Genomic DNA, 16,350 nt, shown 5'->3' with positions numbered 1-16,350 from the left:
GGGTCCTTGTCTGAACGTCACAGGAAGTACAGGCGGTTGAGGGAGACGGACTCGGCCGGCTCGGAGCGGAGCGGCTCGCCGTCGAGGGTGACCAGGCCGGTGCGCTGGTCGACGTCGACGGATCCGGTACGGGAGTTGAGGCGCAGGTCGGCCGGTCCGATGCCGCGCGTGCCGCGCACGGCGACCCTGCGGCGCCGGGTCGGCATGGTGTCGCCTCCCTGGTCGACGGCGGCCTGGGCGACGAAGGCGACCGAGATGTCGGCGGGGGTGGCGCCGTACGCCCCGAACTGCGGGCCCAGCACGAGGGGTTCGCAGGTGTCGGTGGCGGCGCCCGGGTCGCCGACCACGCCGTATGCCGGGAAGCCGGCCTTGAGGACGAGCTGCGGCTTGGCGCCGAAGTACTCCGGCCGCCACAGCACGATGTCGGCGAGCTTGCCGACCTCGATCGAGCCGACCTCGTGCGCGAGGCCGTGGGCGATGGCGGGGTTGATGGTCAGCTTGGCCATGTAGCGCAGGACGCGCTCGTTGTCGTGACCGCAGTCCGGGGCGCCGAACTCGGCCTTCATCTTCCCGGCCATGGCGAACGTACGGCGTACGGTCTCGCCGGCCCGCCCCATGCCCTGCGCGTCCGACGAGGTGATGCCGATCGCGCCCAGGTCGTGCAGCACGTCCTCGGCGCCCATCGTCCCGGCGCGGATGCGGTCGCGGGCCATGGCGGCGTCGCCGGGCAGGTCGGTCTTGAGGTCGTGGACGGAGACGATCATGCCGTAGTGCTCGGCGACGGCGTCCCGCCCGAAGGGCAGCGTGGGGTTGGTGGAGGAGCCGATGACGTTCGGGACGCCGGCCATCTTCAGCACGTTCGGGACGTGTCCGCCGCCGCAGCCCTCGATGTGGAAGGCGTGGATGGTGCGGCCCTGAAGCACCTTCAGCGTGTCCTCGACGGACAGGCACTCGTTCAGTCCGTCGCTGTGCAGGGCGACTTGGACGTCGTACTCCTCGGCGACGCGGAGAGCCGTGTCCAAGGCCCGCGTATGGGCACCCATGTCCTCGTGCACCTTGAAGCCGCAGGCGCCGCCCTCGGCGAGGGCCTCGACCAGCGGCGCGGACGAGGACGACGAACCACGCCCCAGGAACCCGATGTTGACCGGCCAGGCGTCGAAGGCGTTGAACGCGTGCCGCAGCGCCCACGGCGAGTTGACCCCGACGCCCCACACCGGCCCGAACTCCTGCCCGATGATCGTGGTCACCCCGGAGGCGAGCGAGGCCTCCATGATGCGCGGCGACAGCAGGTGCACATGCGTGTCGACGGCCCCGGCGGTGGCGATGAGCCCTTCGCCGGACACGATCGACGTACCGGTCCCGACCACGACATCGACCCCGTCGAGGGTGTCCGGGTTCCCGGCCCGCCCGATCGAGCAGATCCGCCCCTCCCTGATCCCGATGGAGACCTTCCGGATCCCCAGCGCCGCGTCGATCACCACCACATTGCTGATGACGACGTCACAGGTCTCCCGGACGGCGGCGGCCTTGAGGTGCAGCCCGTCCCGGGCGGTCTTGCCGAACCCGGCGAGGAACTCGTCGCCGCAGCGCTGCGAGTCGGCCTCGACGCGGATGGTCAGGCCGCAGTCGCCGAGGCGGATGCGGTCACCGGCGCGGGGGCCGTGGGTGGCGGCGTACTCGTACGGATTCATCGTTCTGCTCCCTGAAACTCGCCCCCTTGAGCTGCGGCTCCCAGATATCCGCAGGCGGCGGCCCTGCGCAGGGCCTCTTCCTTCACCCCCGGCGCGTCCAGCGCCCCGTCGACCAGACCGGCGAATCCGATCGCGATCCGATCGCCGCCGATGGGCACGAGCCCGACCTCGACGGCCTCCCCCGGCCCGAACCGCACGGAGGACCCGGCCGGTACGGCGAGCCGCATCCCGTAGGCCTCCTCCCGTGCGAAGTCGAGGCGTGGGTTGGCCTCGAAGAAGTGGAAGTGGGAGGTGACGGAGACGGGGACGGTGGCGGTGTTGGTGACCGTCAGCCGTACGACCGCCTCGGGCTCTGCGTGCCCGGGCCCCGGCAGCAGCGCGCCGGGGGCTCGATCACCGAGGCTCCCGCCGATCGGATCGCTGACGACCGCGAGCCGCGAACCGTCGTCGAAGACCGCCTCGACATGCACCTCGGTGACGACGTCCGCGACACCCGGCAACACGTCGTCCGGGCCGAGCACCGATCGGGCGCGCTCGATGGCCTCCGCCAGCCGGGCGCCGTCGCGGGCGGCCTCGCACACGGTGTCCGCGATCAGCGCGGTCGCCTCCGGCACGTTGAGCGGCAGACCGCGGGCGCGGCGGGCACGGGCCAGCTCCGCGGCTCCGAACAGCAGCAGCCGGTCACGCTCCGTGGGAGTCAGTCTCACGACGCGACACCTCCTTGCCTTCCCCAGATTTAGAGCATCACTCTAAACAAGAGATTGCCGCATTCAAAGGGTTGACGACAACCTCAAGGACACCTCAGATTGAACGTCACTCAAACCGAGGGAGATCAGCCATGCCAAGGGAACAGCGCGGAGTCGACACCATCCCCGAGGGGGAACGCACGAGCGGCCCACGGGACCTCGTCTCGATCCTGTTGGGCTCCAACCTCTGTCTGGGGGTGATCGTCTTCGGCTGGCTGCCCCCGTCGTTCGGCCTGGACTGGTGGGCGTCGGTCAGCTCGATCGTGGTGGGCACCCTGGTCGGCACGGTCCTCACCGCCCCGCTGGCCCTGATCTCCCTGCGCACGGCGACGAACCTGTCCACGTCCTCCGGCGCCCAGTTCGGCGTCCGGGGCCGCCTGGTCGGCTCGGTGGTCGGGCTCCTGCTCGCCCTCGGCTACACGGCCCTGACCGTGTGGATCGGCGGCGATGTGATGGTGGGCGTACTGGGCCGGCTCGTCGGGCTGCCGGCGAGCGGGGTGTCGTACGGCCTGGTGTACGGGCTGCTGGCCGCGGCGACCGTCGCGGGCGCGGTGTACGGCTACCGGGTGCTGCTCGCCATGTCCCGCGTCCTCGCGATCGGCATGACGGCCCTGCTGGCCCTCGGCGTGATCGCCTACGCCCCGCACTTCACGAGCGACGCGCTGCCCGAGGCGGGCGGCTATCTGCTGGGCGGCTTCTGGCCGACGTGGCTGCTGGCGACGGTGGCTGCGGGCCTGTCCGGCCCGATCGCCTTCATCACCCTGCTCGGCGACTACACGCGCTACATCTCCCCGGCCCGCCACTCCTCACGCCGGGTCCTGCACGCGACCTGGCTCGGCCTGATCCTGGGCCTGCTGGTCCCGCAGCTCTTCGGCACCTTCACGGCGTACGCGGCGCGGGCGGCCCTCGACTACGCGGGCCCCCTGGTCGACGCCTCCCCCACCTGGTACCTGATCCCCCTCCTCCTGGCCGCCTCCGCCGGCTCGGTCGGCAACGCGGGCCTGATGCTCTACTCCATGGGCCTCGACCTGGACGCCATCCTGCCGCGCGCGTCCCGGGCGACGGCCACGTACGCGGTCGCGGTGATCGCGACGGCCTGCGTCTTCGTCGGCCACTACTACTCCTCGGCCCAGGACGCGATGACGTCCTTCGTACTGCTGCTGACGGCCATCGGCACCCCGTGGGCGGTCATCACCCTGATCGGCTTCGCCCGGTGCCGTGGCGTGTACGACGCGGAGGCCCTCCAGGTGTTCAACCGCCGGGCGCGGGGCGGGATCTACTGGTACCGGGCCGGCTGGAACATCCAGGCGACGGTGGCGTGGGCGCTGGGTGCGGTGGTCGGCCTGCTGGCCGTCTCCCTTCCGTCGTACGAGGGGCCGCTGCTGGGACTGACGGGCGGGGTTGACTGCAGCTTCCTGCTGTCGGGGGCTGTGGGCGGCGTGGCGTACGTGCTGTCGACCCCGGGTTCCGTGAAGGCGGAAGCCGAGGCCGACAACTCAGTTCCGGTCGGCGACAACAGCCCGTCCGGCGTTTGAGGACGAGGCCCGTTCAGGGCCGAAGCGGGGGTCTGGGGGCGGCAGCCCCCAGCGACCCGGCCCGCAACGCCGACCAACAGATCAGCCCGCCTCCAGCCCCGGCAGGAACTCCGCGCTGAACGCCGGCTTCAGGTCGGTGAACCAGGTCGCGCCCTCGTCGTACGCCGCGAAGAACGGACGGTCGACCAGGTCCGGGTTGCGCGCCTGGATCAGGTGCAGCACGAAGACCTTCTCGCCGGCCACCTCGGCGACGCCGTCCACGCACACCTTGCCGGGCATGGCCGACATGACCGGTCCGCGTACGGTGCGGGCGAGGCCGGAGACGCGGGAGTAGGCGGCGCGGAAGATCTCGTGGCCGCGGGCCAACGGCACCCCGAAGTAGCCCTGCGGACCAGTGTCGCGCTCCACGAACTGGTAGTACGGCACCGCACCCAGGGTGGTCGTCTCGTCCCACAGCTCGGCCCAGGCATCAGCGCTGTCGTTGATGCCCGCCACCAGCGGACCCTGGCACCGGATCACGGCGCCCGTGTCGCGCACCCGGCGCATCGCCTGCCGCACCACGGCCGGCCGCAGCTCCTGCGGATGGGTGACATGGGCCATCAGGGCCAGATGCCGGCCGCTCGCCACGACCTGCTCGAAGAGCCCGAGCAGGTCGTCGGCGTCCCGGTCGGAGACGAACCGGTAGGGCCAGAAGGCGAGCGACTTGGTGCCGATGCGCACCGAGCGGATCGTGTCGATCTCCAGCAGCGGTTCGACATAGCGGCGCAGCACGTCCGTGCTCATCACCAGCGGATCGCCGCCGGTGATCAGCGCGCTGCTGACCTCCGGATGGGCGCGCAGATAGGCGGTGGTGGCGGCGATGTCGTCGGTGGCGATGCGCAGGTCGGCCTCGCCGACGAACTGCGGCCACCGGAAGCAGTACGTGCAGTAGGCGTGGCAGGTCTGGCCCTGACGCGGAAAGATCAGCACCGTCTCCGGGTACTTGTGCTGAAGGCCCGTCAGCCGGCGCCCCTCGTGCACCGGGACGTTGGCGTCGAGCTGGCCCGAGGGATGCGGGTTGAGCTTCATCCGGATCTCGTGGGCCACGCGCACGACCTCGGCCTTCGGCGCGTCCCGCAGGAGGAGGTCGGCCATGCGGCGCAGGTCCGGCGCGGGCAGCATGCCGGTCTGCGGGAAGGTGAGCCGGAAGATCGGGTCGTCGGGTACGGCCGTCCAGTCGATCAGCTCGTCGACGACGTACGTGTTCGTACGGAACGGCAGGACCGCCGCCACCGCCCGCAGTGCGAGCCGCTGGTCGGACGACAGGGGCACGCGCTGCAGCAGGGCGTCCAGATCACGGGGCGTGAAGGCGCGAAAGCGGGGGCTCCCTCCGTTGGGAGCGGGGTGGTGCGCTGAACTCATCTGTGCCAGGGCCCTCTATTCCGTGACCAGGACCGACGGCCGCAACTGGACGAACGCGGTCGTCGACGCATCGTACTTCTCCGTGAAGTGCTGGATGAGTTGCGCGTGCAGGTCGCTCTCGTCGTCGACCACGATCAGTTCGTGTGCGCCCGGGGCGGTCAAGGCGTCGCTGAACGCGGAGAGTTGGTCGAGGTGGTGGCGGGCCAGGTAGGTGACGAGGTCGGGTCCGGAGATGTAGAGGCTGTCGTCGACGGACACGAACTGGCAGGTGAACTCGCGTCGCCCGTTCCCCGTGTCGACGAGGGTGACCGGCATCCGGGTGAAGCGTTCCATCGGCTTGCCCTGCTGCCACAGTTCGTCGAAGCGCTGCTCGACGAAGGTGCCGAGCGGGGAACGGACGGCGACCTCGAGCTGGACTCCCTCGCCGGAGAGCCGGCCGACGGTGAGGAAGGAGACCAGACACCGCTCGTCCCAGCGGTACAGCGTCACACCGGGGGAGGTCGAGCACAGCCGCACCTCGAGGAACTGGCGCGCGTTGTCGTCGAGGCGCTGCGCGAACCGGTCGAGGGTGCGCAGATTGCGCAGGATGTCACGGCGGATGTCGGCGCTGCGCTCGCCCAGTTCGCGGCCGCGCAGGATGACGGCGAGGGAGTCCGGGTCGAGGAGCAGGATCTGCACCCGGGCTCCGTGCGCGGTGGCTGCCCGGACAGCGCGGAAGAAGCGCTCGGAGAACTGCGGCCCGAAGAGGTTGGAGAAGGTGTCGAGCACCTTCACGTTCGAGGTGGTGCCGTGGACCTGGGCGGCGAACCACTCGTAGTCGAGCCGGTGGTGCTCGCGGACTCGGCCCTCCTGGGCCCGGGAGATCAGCGGACCGATCACGAAGACGGTGACGACGACGCCCAGGATGTCGGTGCCGAGGTTGAGGGCGAGGTTCTCGTCGTAGTTGTCCATGCCCTTGCTGTGCCACAGCAACAGGGTGGCGCAGGCCGTGAGCAGGACGAGCACCGTGAGGCTCTGGGGGCGGCGTGGCGTGCGTAACGCCCGGGCGAGCCATCTCAACCGGGGTATCGGCGACCGTCCGCTCACCTGGCGCTCCCTCCTCCTGGCGTCGTATGCGCGCAGGGGAGGCCGGCTCGTTCCCCCGCGGAATCAGTGGATACCCGTGCGGAGGGGGCGATACGCGTCGAACGAACGGCCATGCTCCGACCGCCAGTTGGAGGAGCTACCGGTCGGATTCCGGACGGAGATACGGCGAGCCCGCCCCGGCCGCAGGGCCGGGGCGGGCTCCTCGTCTCCCGGTGTGACTCAGCCCAGCTTGTGCATCCAGCCGTGCTTGTCCTCGGCCTTGCCCCGCTGGATGTCGAGGAGCGCCTCGCGCAGCTTCAGCGTGACCTCGCCGGGCTCCCCGCCGCTCTGCTGCCACTGCGCGCCCGTACGCTTGACGGTGCCGACCGGCGTGATGACCGCCGCCGTACCGCAGGCGAAGACCTCGGTGAGGGTGCCGTTCTCCGAGTCGCGCTGCCACTGGTCGACGGAGACGCGGCCCTCCTCGGCCTCGTAGCCGAGGTCACGGGCGACCGTGAGGAGGGAGTCACGGGTGACTCCCTCCAGGATGGAGCCGGTGAGGGACGGCGTGATGATCACCGGCTTTTCATTGGACGCAGCGCCGTACACGAAGTACAGGTTCATGCCGCCGAGTTCCTCGACCCACTTGCGCTCGACCGCGTCGAGGTAGCAGACCTGGGCGCAGCCCTCGGCGGCGGCCTCGGCCTGGGCCAGCAGGGAGGCGGCGTAGTTGCCGCCCGTCTTCGCGTCGCCCATGCCGCCCGGCACGGCGCGGACGTGGTCCTCGGAGACCCAGATGGACACCGGCTTGACGCCACCGGGGAAGTACGCGCCGGCCGGGGAGGCGATGACGATGAACAGGTACTCGCTGGCGGGCTTCACGCCCAGGCCGACCTCCGTCGCGAACATGAACGGACGCAGGTAGAGGGACTCCTCGCCGCCGTGCGCCGGGACCCAGGCCTGGTCCTGGCTCACCAGCACGTCGCACGCCTCGATGAAGGTCTCCACCGGCAGCTCCGGCATGCCGAGCCGGCGGGCGGAGGACTGGAAGCGCTGGGCGTTCTTCTCGGGGCGGAAGGTGGCGACGGACCCGTCGGGCCGGCGGTAGGCCTTCAGTCCCTCGAAGATCTCCTGGGCGTAGTGCAGGACCATGGTGGCCGGGTCGAGGGAGATCGGCGCGTACGGCACGAGCTGGCCGTCGTGCCAGCCGCGGCCCTCGGTCCACTTGATCGTCACCATGTGATCGGTGAAGTGGCGGCCGAACCCGGGGTTGGCCAGGATCGCCTCGCGCTCTGCGGCGGCGAGCGGACTGGCGGAGGGCTTGAGCTCGATCGTGGGCGTCGTCATGAGTAGATGTCCTTCACCGGTTGGTTGTGGCGGGCCGCGATCACGCCAGTACTGCCAGTGGCCAGTGCTAGGACGTCCGAGCATTCCATCGATCCGCGGCTCCGCGTTCGATTATCGCAAGCGGGAGCCGTGGAAGAAATCGGCGTGATCGGCGTGAATCGCGACTCAGGGTTGATGGTGACACCCGGCGGCGGACACAGGGAAGCCGCCGGGTGCTTCGTGACCCGGCGGCTTCGAGGGATCTGCGTGAGATTCCGAGTGGCGGTGGGGGTCCCCCCCCCGCCCTTAAGGCAGTGGGGGACGGTCAGCCGGCTACTCGTACGGCCAGGGCGTCGCCGATCTCCGACGTGGAGCGGGCGGGCTTGCCGGTACGCTCCGCGAGGTCGGTGGAGACGGCCTCGTCGATGCGGGCGGCCTCGGCGTCGTAGCCGAGGTGGCGCAGCAGCAGGGCGACGGACAGGACCGTGGCGGTGGGGTCGGCATTGCCCTGGCCGGCGATGTCCGGGGCCGAGCCGTGGACGGGCTCGAACATGGACGGGAACTCGCCGGAGGGGTTGATGTTGCCGGAGGCCGCCACGCCGATGCCGCCGGAGACGGCCGCGGCGAGGTCGGTGATGATGTCGCCGAAGAGGTTGTCGGTGACGATCACGTCGAAGCGCTCGGGCTGCGTGACCAGGTAGATGGTCGCCGCGTCCACGTGCATGTACTCGGTGGTGACGTCGGGGAACTCCTCGGCCACCTTGTTGAAGATGTCCGTCCACAGATGGCCCGCGAAGGCCAGCACGTTGTTCTTGTGGATCAGCGCCAGCTTCTTGCGGGGGCGGGCCTGTGCGCGGGCGAAGGCGTCGCGGACCACGCGCTCGACACCGAAGGCCGTGTTGACGGAGACCTCGGTGGCGACCTCGTGCGGGGTGCCCTTGCGGATGGTGCCGCCGTTGCCGGTGTACGGGCCCTCGGTGCCCTCGCGGACGACGACGAAGTCGATCTCCGGCTGACCGGCGAGCGGGGTGGCGACACCCGGGAGGAGCTTCGACGGACGCAGGTTGACGTGGTGGTCGAAGAGGAAGCGGAGCTTGAGCAGGAAACCGCGCTCCAGGACGCCGGACGGGACCGAGGGGTCGCCGATCGCGCCGAGCAGGATGGCGTCGTGCTTCTTGAGCGCCTCGACATCGGCGTCGGTGAGGGTCTCACCGGTGGCGTGGTAGCGCCGGGCACCGAAGTCGTACTCCTTGGTCTCCAGCTTCACATCCTGCGGAAGGACGGCGGAGAGGACCTTCAGGCCTTCGGCCACGACCTCCTGGCCGATGCCGTCACCGGGAATCACTGCGAGATTGAGGCTGCGAGACATGTCGGCACCCTACTCCTCGTCCCATGGGATGACACGGCATGTCCGCGATACGGACAGCCGGATGGGGGACGGCGTTTGCGCGTCGACCGGCGTTCACCCGTATGTGGGGCGGGTGTTGGCTGTCGCTGGGAAGTTCCCTTTCATGACTGTGCCATCCAGGGGGACACCCCCCGGGCCCCCCGTCCCCGACTTCGGCATCCCGCCCCAGCTCGCCCGCCGCATGAGCATGGCGGAACAGCACGAGTACCTGCGTACGAAGCTGACCCGGCGCCGCACACTGGTGACGGCGGGCGCGGTGGCGGGCGGGCTCCTGACGGGCTGCTCGGGTTCGGGGGCGGGGGCAGGTACGGCGGCCGGCCCCTCGGCGGCCGCATCCACTCCGGCCAAGGTGCCGGGCTCCGCCGTCGCCCCCTTCGGCCGCCATCTCGCCTTCGGCGCCGACCCGAAGACGCAGATGCGGATCTCCTGGCAGGTGCCGGCCGCGGTGAAGAAGCCGTACGTCCGGATCGGACTGCGCCCGGACGACCTGGACCGGAGGATCGAGGCGGAGGTGCGCGATCTGCACACCCCGGCGCTCCAGGGCATCCGCCCGGCGTTCGAGCAGTACTACGTCCACGCGGCCCTGGACACCCTGCGCCCCGGCACGACGCACTACTACGGCGTGGGCCACGACGGCTTCGACCCCGCCGAACCTCGGCACCGCTCGACGATCGCCTCCTTCCGCACGGCGCCCGCCACCCCGGAGACCTTCACCTTCACGGCCTTCGGCGACCAGGGCGTCAGCGAGGCGGCATCCGCCAACGACCATGTCCTGCTGCGCCAGGACCCCGCCTTCCACCTCCACGCCGGCGACATCTGCTACGCGAATGTCAACGGCAAGGGCAAGGAGTCGGACGGCTACGACCCCGGTTTCTGGGACCTGTTCCTCAAGCAGACCGAGTCGGTGGCGAAGTCGGTGCCGTGGATGGTGACGACCGGCAACCACGACATGGAGGCCTGGTACTCGCCGGACGGCTACGGCGGCCAACTCGCCCGTTTCTCCCTCCCGGACAGCGGCTTCGACCCGCGTACGGCGCCGGGGGTGTACGCCTTCACGTACGGCAACGTCGGCGTGGTCGCGCTGGACGCGAACGACGTGTCGTACGAGATCCCCGCCAACTTCGGCTACACGGAGGGGCGGCAGACGAAGTGGCTGGACCGCAAGCTCCGCGAGCTGCGGGCCGACCGAGCGGTCGACTTCGTGGTCGTCTACTTCCACCACTGCGCCTACTCGACCTCGACGCACGCCTCCGACGGGGGCATCCGCGCCGAGTGGGTGCCGCTCTTCGCCCAGCACCAGGTCGACCTGGTGATCAACGGGCACAACCACGTGTACGAGCGGACCGACGCGATCCTGAACGGCGAGGTCGGCAGCCCGGTGCCGATCGGCGCGACGACGGACCCGACGCGGGACGGGATCGTGTACGTCACGGCGGGCGGCGGCGGCAAAGACCTGTACGGCTTCCCGAACGGCGCCGAGGAGAGCTACGAGGGCCATGTCACCGAGCGGGAGTCGATCGACTCCTTCAAGTGGACCAGGTCACGCGACAATCGGACCGAGAGCGTGCAGTGGTCGCGGGTGCGTTACCGGGGCTTCTCCTTCCTCTCGGTGGAGGCGGAGAGCGGCCCGAAGCCACGCCTGAAGGTGTCGGCGCTGTCGCCGACCGGGGAGCGCGTCGACCATTTCGAGGTGCGGCGCGGGGTGTGAGACCGCGCCGCACCTCGTACGGGTGCGGCTCCCGGCTTGTGTGCGTCCGCGCGGGTACGCGGCTGTGGCGTCAGGCCGCCTGATGGCCGGTGGCTCCGCCGTTGTCCCTGCGGTCGAGGGCACGCTGGAGGGCTGCGGCAGCGTTCTTGCGGTCGGACTCGCTCGTACGGGAGAGGTGACGGACTCGACGGCGGGCGGTCGTCTCGGCCATGGGAAATCGACTCCTTCGACAATCCGGGAGTGCAGACAGGGGTTACGAGACGCCGGGTGGGGCGGGGAGCGGTGCCGCAGGGGTTGCCTGCACGGGGCCCGGCTCACGACCGCCATTCGCTTGATCGAGCGATGCGTTCGGCTCCTACAAAGCTAAGCGAGGATGACGCGTCTGTCTCCACAATTACTCGGACTTCCTACTATCTGAGACGGTGGACTGGATCACACGCCACTGACCTGCGCCTTTGCCTTCCTGGCCGTCAGAGCACGTCGCCGTCCCGCCAGTCGAAGACCAGCTCGAACGCCGGGTCGAGCGGACCGGCGAGGGCGGGCCGCACGAATGTGCTCCCCTCCTCGTCCGGCAGATGCACGACGCCCGCCGGCCCCAGCGCTGAGACCCGCCCGCCCCACACCTCCCAGCCACGGGCGGCGTACAGGGCGGCCCCCTCGTCGCTCGCGGACAGCATCCCCGCGTCGTACGCCCGGTCGATCACCCGCTCCAGCTCCGCCATCACCCGGCCGCCGAGCCCCGTCCGCCGCGCGTCGGACCGTACGCCCACCGCCTCGACGTACCCGACCCGCAGCCACCGCTCCCGGTGCCGTACCCGCCGCATGATCACCGAACCGTGCGCGACGAGCCGCCCTGCCTCGTCGTGGACCAGGGCATGCATACCGCCGAGCCCGTGCTCGAAGTCCTCGTCGGAGAAGTCGCCGTCGAAGGCGTCGTCCAACAGAGCACGGATCGCGCGCAGTTCGGTGGGGGTGAGGTCGGCGGTGTGGGCGGTGCGCGGGGCGAAAGTGGCTGTCGGTGTGGTCATCCGACCAGTATCGAGGGGATCGCCCACTTGGCTGATCCTGGGCGGGACGCGGGACACCGGGTCGGGACGAGGGGAACCGGTGAACCCATGAACGACACGTCGAAAGTGTTCCTCGAGGGCGGCCCGGACGACCTGCCCGAGCGGATCGTCCCGGCCCCGTCCCCCGGCCCGGACGCGAAGATCAAGCTCCGCGGCGGATACGAGCACTTCAGGCCGACACCGCGGCACGCGGACACCGTCGAGGGCAGGCTGCCCGTGTACGAGTGGTGGGAGCGCACGGAGATCGCCGAGTAGCCCCTGCCGCACAGCCCGAGAAGGCCGGGTCCGTTCAGGACCCGGCCTTCTCGAGGTGCGTCGGGGTGTCAGCCCATGTGCGGGTAGGTGTAGTCGGTCGGCGCGACCAGCGTCTCCTTGATGGCGCGGGTCAGCGTCCAGCGCATCAGGTTCTGCGGGGCGCCGGCCTTGTCGTTGGTGCCGGAGGCGCGGCCGCCGCCGAAGGGCTGCTGGCCGACGACGGCGCCGGTCGACTTGTCGTTGATGTAGAAGTTGCCGGCCGCGTAGCGCAGCTTCTCCATCGTGTACGCCGCCGCCGCGCGGTCGCCCGAGATGACCGAGCCGGTCAGCGCGTAGGCGGACACCGACTCCATCTGCTCCAGCATCTCGTCGTACTTGTCGTCCTCGTAGACGTGCACGGCGAGGAACGGGCCGAAGTACTCGGTGGTGAAGACCTCGTTCTCCGGGTCGGTGCACTCGACGACGGTCGGGCGGACGAAGTAGCCGACCGAGTCGTCGTAGGAGCCGCCCGCGACGATCGTGCAGGTCGGGTCGGACTTCGCGCGGTCGATCGCGGCCTTGTTCTTGGCGAAGGCACGCTCGTCGATGACGGCGCCGATGAAGTTGGACAGGTCGGTGACGTCACCCATGGTGAGGTAGTCGACCTCGGCGGCGAACTCCTCCTTGAAGCCGGAGTTCCAGATCGACGCCGGGATGTACGCGCGGGAGGTCGCCGAGCACTTCTGGCCCTGGTACTCGAAGGCACCGCGGGTCAGGGCCGTCTTCAGCACCGCCTTGTCGGCGCTCGGGTGGGCGACGACGAAGTCCTTGCCGCCGGTCTCGCCGACGATGCGCGGGTAGGAGCGGTACTTCTCGATGTTGTTGCCGACCGTCTTCCACAGGTACTGGAAGGTCTTGGTCGAGCCGGTGAAGTGGATGCCCGCGAGGTCACGGTGCTCGAGCGCCACCTTGGAGACCTCGATGCCGTCGCCGGTGACGAGGTTGATGACACCCTTGGGCAGACCGGCCTCCTCCAGCAGCTGCATGAGCAGCACGGCGGCGTGGGTCTGGGTCGGGGACGGCTTCCAGACGACGACGTTGCCCATGAGGGCCGGCGCGGTCGGCAGGTTGCCGGCGATCGCCGTGAAGTTGAACGGCGTGATCGCGTAGACGAAGCCCTCCAGCGGGCGGTGGTCGAGGCGGTTCCACACACCCGGGGAGTTCGCCGGGGGCTGCTCGGCGAGCAGGTCACGGGCGTACTTCACGTTGAAGCGCCAGAAGTCGATCAGCTCGCAGGGCGTGTCGATCTCGGCCTGCTGGGCGGTCTTGGACTGGCCGAGCATGGTGGAGGCGGCCAGCGTCTCGCGCCACGGGCCGGCCAGCAGCTCGGCGGCGCGCAGGATGATCGCCGCGCGGTCGTCGAAGGACATCGCACGCCAGGCCGGCGCGGCGGCGAGGGCCGCGTCGATGGCGTCCTGGGCGTCCTGCTGGGTGGCGTTGCCGTAGGTGCCGAGGCGAGCCTTGTGGTTGTGCGGCTGCACGACGTCGAACCGCTCACCGCCGCCCAGCCGCTTCTCGCCGCCGATGGTGCAGGGCAGGTCGATCGGGTTCTCGGCCAGCTCCTTGAGCTTGACCTCGAGGCGGGCCCGTTCGGGCGAGCCGGGGGCGTAGCCGTGCACCGGCTCGTTGACGGGGGTGGGGACCTGGGTCACAGCGTCCATGGGTTCTGAACTCCTTACTGAGCGGTGTTCTCGAGCGGTGTGGGCTCAGCCCTTGGTGATCATGCTTCGTACGAAGAAGCGCAGGTTCGCCGGCTTCTCCGCGAGCCGTCGCATGAAGTAGCCGTACCAGTCGGTGCCGTAGGCGGTGTAGACGCGCATGCGATGCCCCTCGGCGGCCAGCCGCAGGTGCTCGTCGCTCCTGATCCCGTACAGCATCTGGAACTCGTACTCGTCGAGCTTTCGCCCGGCGCGCCGCGCGAGTTCCTGGGCGACGGAGATCAGGCGCGGGTCGTGGGACCCGATCATCGGGTACCCGGTGCCCTCCATCAGAACCTTGAGGATCCGGACGTACGCCTTGTCGATCTCGTGTTTCTGCTGGTAGGCGACCTCGGCGGGCTCTTTGTACGCACCCTTGACGAGCCGTACGCGGCTGCCGTTCGCGGCGAGGCGGCGGGCGTCGGCCTCGGTGCGGAAGAGGTAGGCCTGGATGACGCAGCCGGTCTGCGGGAAGTCCCTGCGCAGCTCGTCGTGGATGGCGAACATCGAGTCGAGGGTGGTGTGGTCCTCCGCGTCGAGCGTGACCGTCGTACCGATGGCGGCGGCGGCCTCGACGACCGGGCGGACATTGGCCAAGGCGAGCTCGTGGCCGCCCTCCAGCGCCTGCCCGAACATGGAGAGCTTGACGGACATCTCGACGCGCTCGCCGAGCTCCAGGTCCTTGATCCGGTCGATGAGCCGCAGATAGGCGTCCCGGGCGGCGGCGGCCTGTTCGGGGCGGGTGATGTCCTCGCCGACGACGTCCATCGTCAGCTCCAGACCCTTGGCGGTGAGGTCCTCGATGATCGGCACGACCTCGTCGACGGTCTCACCGGGGATGAAACGGTCGACGACCTGCTTCGTCACCGGGGCCGCCGAGATCAGGCGTCGCATCCGGTCGCTGCGCGACGCGGCGAGAATCACGGGACCCAGCACGGGGCACCTCCACAAACACAGCCGAAAGACGGCCGACACCCCGATAAGTGATGTTCCGGGTACGGCACGGAGAACCACCGTGAAACCTAAGGATCCCTCCGAACGGCGGCCATCGACAGCTGTCACGCATCCGTGCCGCAGATCTCAGACAGATGTATGAAGGCGTCGCGGAAATGCGGGAGAATGCCCGGGTGACGCCGGAATCCAAGGACCGCAAGGACGACTACCAGGAGCTGGTCGACGAGCTCTCGGAGCTACTCGGCGCGCCCGCGACGCTGGAGAACCGGGACTTCGAGCTGATCGCCTTCGGCGCGTACGACAGCGAGGACGAGCTCGACGCGTCCGCCCTGGACCCGGTCCGCACCCGCTCGATCCTGACGCGCCGCTCCACGTCGGCGGTGCGGACCTGGTTCGAGGGCTTCGGTATCACGCGGGCGACCGGCCCGGTGCGCATCCCGCCGACTCCGGAGGCCGGGGTGTACCGCGGACGTATTTGTCTCCCGGTACGCCACCGGGGTGTGGTGCTGGGCTACGTCTGGCTCCTCGACGACGATCCGGGCCCGACCGAGCAGCAGCTCGCGGCGGCGATGGACGTGACCGCGCGGATCGGCGCGCTGCTGGCGGACGAGGCGCAGCACGGAGCGGATCTGAGCCGGGAGCTGCGGGCGGTGCTGACCGCCGAGCGGGGCTGGCAGGGCGACATGGCGGTCGCCGAGCTGCGCACGGCCCTGGGCGCACGCGCGGACGGCGTCCATACGGTGGTCTGCGTGGCCCCCTGGCCCTCGGCGGACCCCGACGACGCCCCGTCCGTGCGTACCGTGCCGCACGCGACGGCACTGTGCACGGTGCCGTGGGGGGAGACCGGACAGAGCCTTGCGGTGCTCGTACGGCTGCGCTCACCCGAAGTGCGGACGGCGGCGCTGGCCGCGGCGTCCCGGCTGCTGAAGGAAGGCCCGGCCCAGACGCCGTCCCGGCCGCTCACGCAGGGCCGGGCACGGGTGGCGGCGGGCCTCGGCGAGCCGCGCTCCGGTCTCGCCGATCTGGCCACCGTCTGGCAGCAGGCGTCGGCCGCGACCCGCGCGGCGCTGGCGGAACCGCGGTTCGGACCGGTGGCCGAGTGGTCGCACATCGGGCCGTACCGCCTGCTGACCTCCCTCGCCCCGGAGGCGCTCCACGACCCCGCGGTCGCCCCTCTCCTCTCCCCCGCCCACCACGAACTCGCCCGCACCGCCGAGGTCTACCTGGACTGCGCGGGCCAGGCCGGCCGCACGGCTGCCGAACTCGGCATCCACCGCCAGACCCTGTACTACCGCCTCTCCCGCGTCGAACAGCTCACGGGCCTGGACCTGGACGACGGGGAGGACCGGTTGTTGCTGCACATGGTGTTGAAGGGGGCACGGCCCGGCTTCTGAAAACGATTGTCATCATGCTACGGTCGGTGCACGTTCAACCTTTGACCACACCTTTACTCGGAGT

Annotated in this window: 14 protein-coding genes; 4 read left to right on the top strand and 10 right to left on the bottom strand. The window is 70.1% G+C overall.

What is annotated here, in order from left to right:
* Positions 1-17: 17 nt before the first annotated feature.
* Positions 18-1,691, bottom strand: a complete 1,674-nt coding sequence (locus tag ADL12_RS33210) for an urease subunit alpha (RefSeq protein ID WP_062708987.1) — start codon at positions 1,689-1,691, stop codon at positions 18-20.
* Positions 1,688-2,398: an urease subunit gamma gene (ureA, locus tag ADL12_RS33205; protein WP_062708985.1), complete on the bottom strand. Its 711-nt coding sequence runs from the start codon at positions 2,396-2,398 to the stop codon at positions 1,688-1,690. Before ureA ends, ADL12_RS33210 begins: the two co-directional genes overlap by 4 nt.
* A 131-nt stretch (positions 2,399-2,529) precedes the next feature.
* Between ureA and ADL12_RS33200 the strand changes: the two genes are divergently transcribed.
* Positions 2,530-3,972, top strand: a complete 1,443-nt coding sequence (locus tag ADL12_RS33200; protein WP_062708982.1) for a cytosine permease — start codon at positions 2,530-2,532, stop codon at positions 3,970-3,972.
* Positions 3,973-4,053: 81 nt separating this feature from the next.
* Here ADL12_RS33200 and ADL12_RS33195 read toward each other — a convergent pair whose 3' ends face one another.
* The 4 genes from ADL12_RS33195 to ADL12_RS33180 form a co-directional block, all read right to left on the bottom strand.
* The gene (locus tag ADL12_RS33195; protein WP_062708979.1) at positions 4,054-5,373 is read right to left on the bottom strand and encodes a KamA family radical SAM protein; all 1,320 of its coding nucleotides are present in this window, start codon (positions 5,371-5,373) and stop codon (positions 4,054-4,056) included.
* A gap of 15 nt (positions 5,374-5,388) precedes the next feature.
* A complete protein-coding gene (locus ADL12_RS33190; RefSeq protein WP_159053365.1) occupies positions 5,389-6,459 on the bottom strand; it encodes a hypothetical protein in 1,071 nt (356 codons plus the stop codon).
* A 219-nt stretch (positions 6,460-6,678) separates the two neighbouring features.
* Positions 6,679-7,785: a branched-chain amino acid aminotransferase gene (locus tag ADL12_RS33185; RefSeq protein WP_062708973.1), complete on the bottom strand. Its 1,107-nt coding sequence runs from the start codon at positions 7,783-7,785 to the stop codon at positions 6,679-6,681.
* 304 nt (positions 7,786-8,089) lie between these two features.
* Positions 8,090-9,133, bottom strand: coding sequence for a 3-isopropylmalate dehydrogenase (locus ADL12_RS33180; RefSeq protein WP_062708970.1), 1,044 nt, complete (start codon positions 9,131-9,133; stop codon positions 8,090-8,092).
* Positions 9,134-9,275: 142 nt separating this feature from the next.
* On the opposite strand from ADL12_RS33180, the gene ADL12_RS33175 reads away from it, so the two are divergent.
* Entirely contained in the window at positions 9,276-10,880 is a 1,605-nt protein-coding gene (locus tag ADL12_RS33175) for a purple acid phosphatase family protein (protein WP_062708967.1), read from the top strand.
* 70 nt (positions 10,881-10,950) lie between these two features.
* Here the strand turns inward: ADL12_RS33175 and ADL12_RS53240 are convergent, their stop codons facing one another.
* Both ADL12_RS53240 and ADL12_RS33170 read right to left on the bottom strand, forming a co-directional pair.
* Positions 10,951-11,091, bottom strand: a complete 141-nt coding sequence (locus ADL12_RS53240; protein ID WP_107083653.1) for a hypothetical protein — start codon at positions 11,089-11,091, stop codon at positions 10,951-10,953.
* A 259-nt stretch (positions 11,092-11,350) separates the two neighbouring features.
* The gene (locus ADL12_RS33170; RefSeq protein ID WP_062708964.1) at positions 11,351-11,908 is read right to left on the bottom strand and encodes a GNAT family N-acetyltransferase; all 558 of its coding nucleotides are present in this window, start codon (positions 11,906-11,908) and stop codon (positions 11,351-11,353) included.
* Positions 11,909-11,995: 87 nt separating this feature from the next.
* Between ADL12_RS33170 and ADL12_RS33165 the strand changes: the two genes are divergently transcribed.
* On the top strand, positions 11,996-12,202 hold the full coding sequence (locus ADL12_RS33165) for a DUF5988 family protein (RefSeq protein ID WP_062708961.1): 207 nt from the start codon (positions 11,996-11,998) through the stop codon (positions 12,200-12,202).
* Positions 12,203-12,270: 68 nt separating this feature from the next.
* Here ADL12_RS33165 and pruA read toward each other — a convergent pair whose 3' ends face one another.
* Together pruA and ADL12_RS33155 are read right to left on the bottom strand one after the other, a co-directional pair.
* On the bottom strand, positions 12,271-13,902 hold the full coding sequence (gene pruA / locus ADL12_RS33160) for an L-glutamate gamma-semialdehyde dehydrogenase (protein ID WP_062708959.1): 1,632 nt from the start codon (positions 13,900-13,902) through the stop codon (positions 12,271-12,273).
* A 45-nt stretch (positions 13,903-13,947) separates the two neighbouring features.
* Positions 13,948-14,874, bottom strand: a complete 927-nt coding sequence (locus tag ADL12_RS33155; protein ID WP_062708956.1) for a proline dehydrogenase family protein — start codon at positions 14,872-14,874, stop codon at positions 13,948-13,950.
* A 173-nt stretch (positions 14,875-15,047) separates the two neighbouring features.
* On the opposite strand from ADL12_RS33155, the gene ADL12_RS33150 reads away from it, so the two are divergent.
* Entirely contained in the window at positions 15,048-16,286 is a 1,239-nt protein-coding gene (locus tag ADL12_RS33150; protein ID WP_062708953.1) for a PucR family transcriptional regulator, read from the top strand.
* The last annotated feature ends 64 nt before the right edge of the window (positions 16,287-16,350 follow it).

Origin of the sequence: Streptomyces regalis (genome assembly GCF_001509475.1) — a bacterium.
Lineage (GTDB): Bacteria > Actinomycetota > Actinomycetes > Streptomycetales > Streptomycetaceae > Streptomyces > Streptomyces regalis.
Note: the sequence above shows the minus strand (reverse complement) of the source record. Positions and strands in the feature narration are given on the sequence as shown.

Coding starts and splice junctions, on each gene's coding strand:
- ADL12_RS33210 (WP_062708987.1), bottom strand. CDS start 1,691: ATGAATCCGTACGAGTACGCCGCCACCCACGGCCCCCGCGCCGGTGAC.
- ADL12_RS33200 (WP_062708982.1), top strand. CDS start 2,530: ATGCCAAGGGAACAGCGCGGAGTCGACACCATCCCCGAGGGGGAACGC.
- ADL12_RS33195 (WP_062708979.1), bottom strand. CDS start 5,373: ATGAGTTCAGCGCACCACCCCGCTCCCAACGGAGGGAGCCCCCGCTTT.
- ADL12_RS33185 (WP_062708973.1), bottom strand. CDS start 7,785: ATGACGACGCCCACGATCGAGCTCAAGCCCTCCGCCAGTCCGCTCGCC.
- ADL12_RS33180 (WP_062708970.1), bottom strand. CDS start 9,133: ATGTCTCGCAGCCTCAATCTCGCAGTGATTCCCGGTGACGGCATCGGC.
- ADL12_RS33175 (WP_062708967.1), top strand. CDS start 9,276: ATGACTGTGCCATCCAGGGGGACACCCCCCGGGCCCCCCGTCCCCGAC.
- ADL12_RS53240 (WP_107083653.1), bottom strand. CDS start 11,091: ATGGCCGAGACGACCGCCCGCCGTCGAGTCCGTCACCTCTCCCGTACG.
- ADL12_RS33170 (WP_062708964.1), bottom strand. CDS start 11,908: ATGACCACACCGACAGCCACTTTCGCCCCGCGCACCGCCCACACCGCC.
- ADL12_RS33165 (WP_062708961.1), top strand. CDS start 11,996: ATGAACGACACGTCGAAAGTGTTCCTCGAGGGCGGCCCGGACGACCTG.
- pruA (WP_062708959.1), bottom strand. CDS start 13,902: ATGGACGCTGTGACCCAGGTCCCCACCCCCGTCAACGAGCCGGTGCAC.
- ADL12_RS33150 (WP_062708953.1), top strand. CDS start 15,048: ATGCGGGAGAATGCCCGGGTGACGCCGGAATCCAAGGACCGCAAGGAC.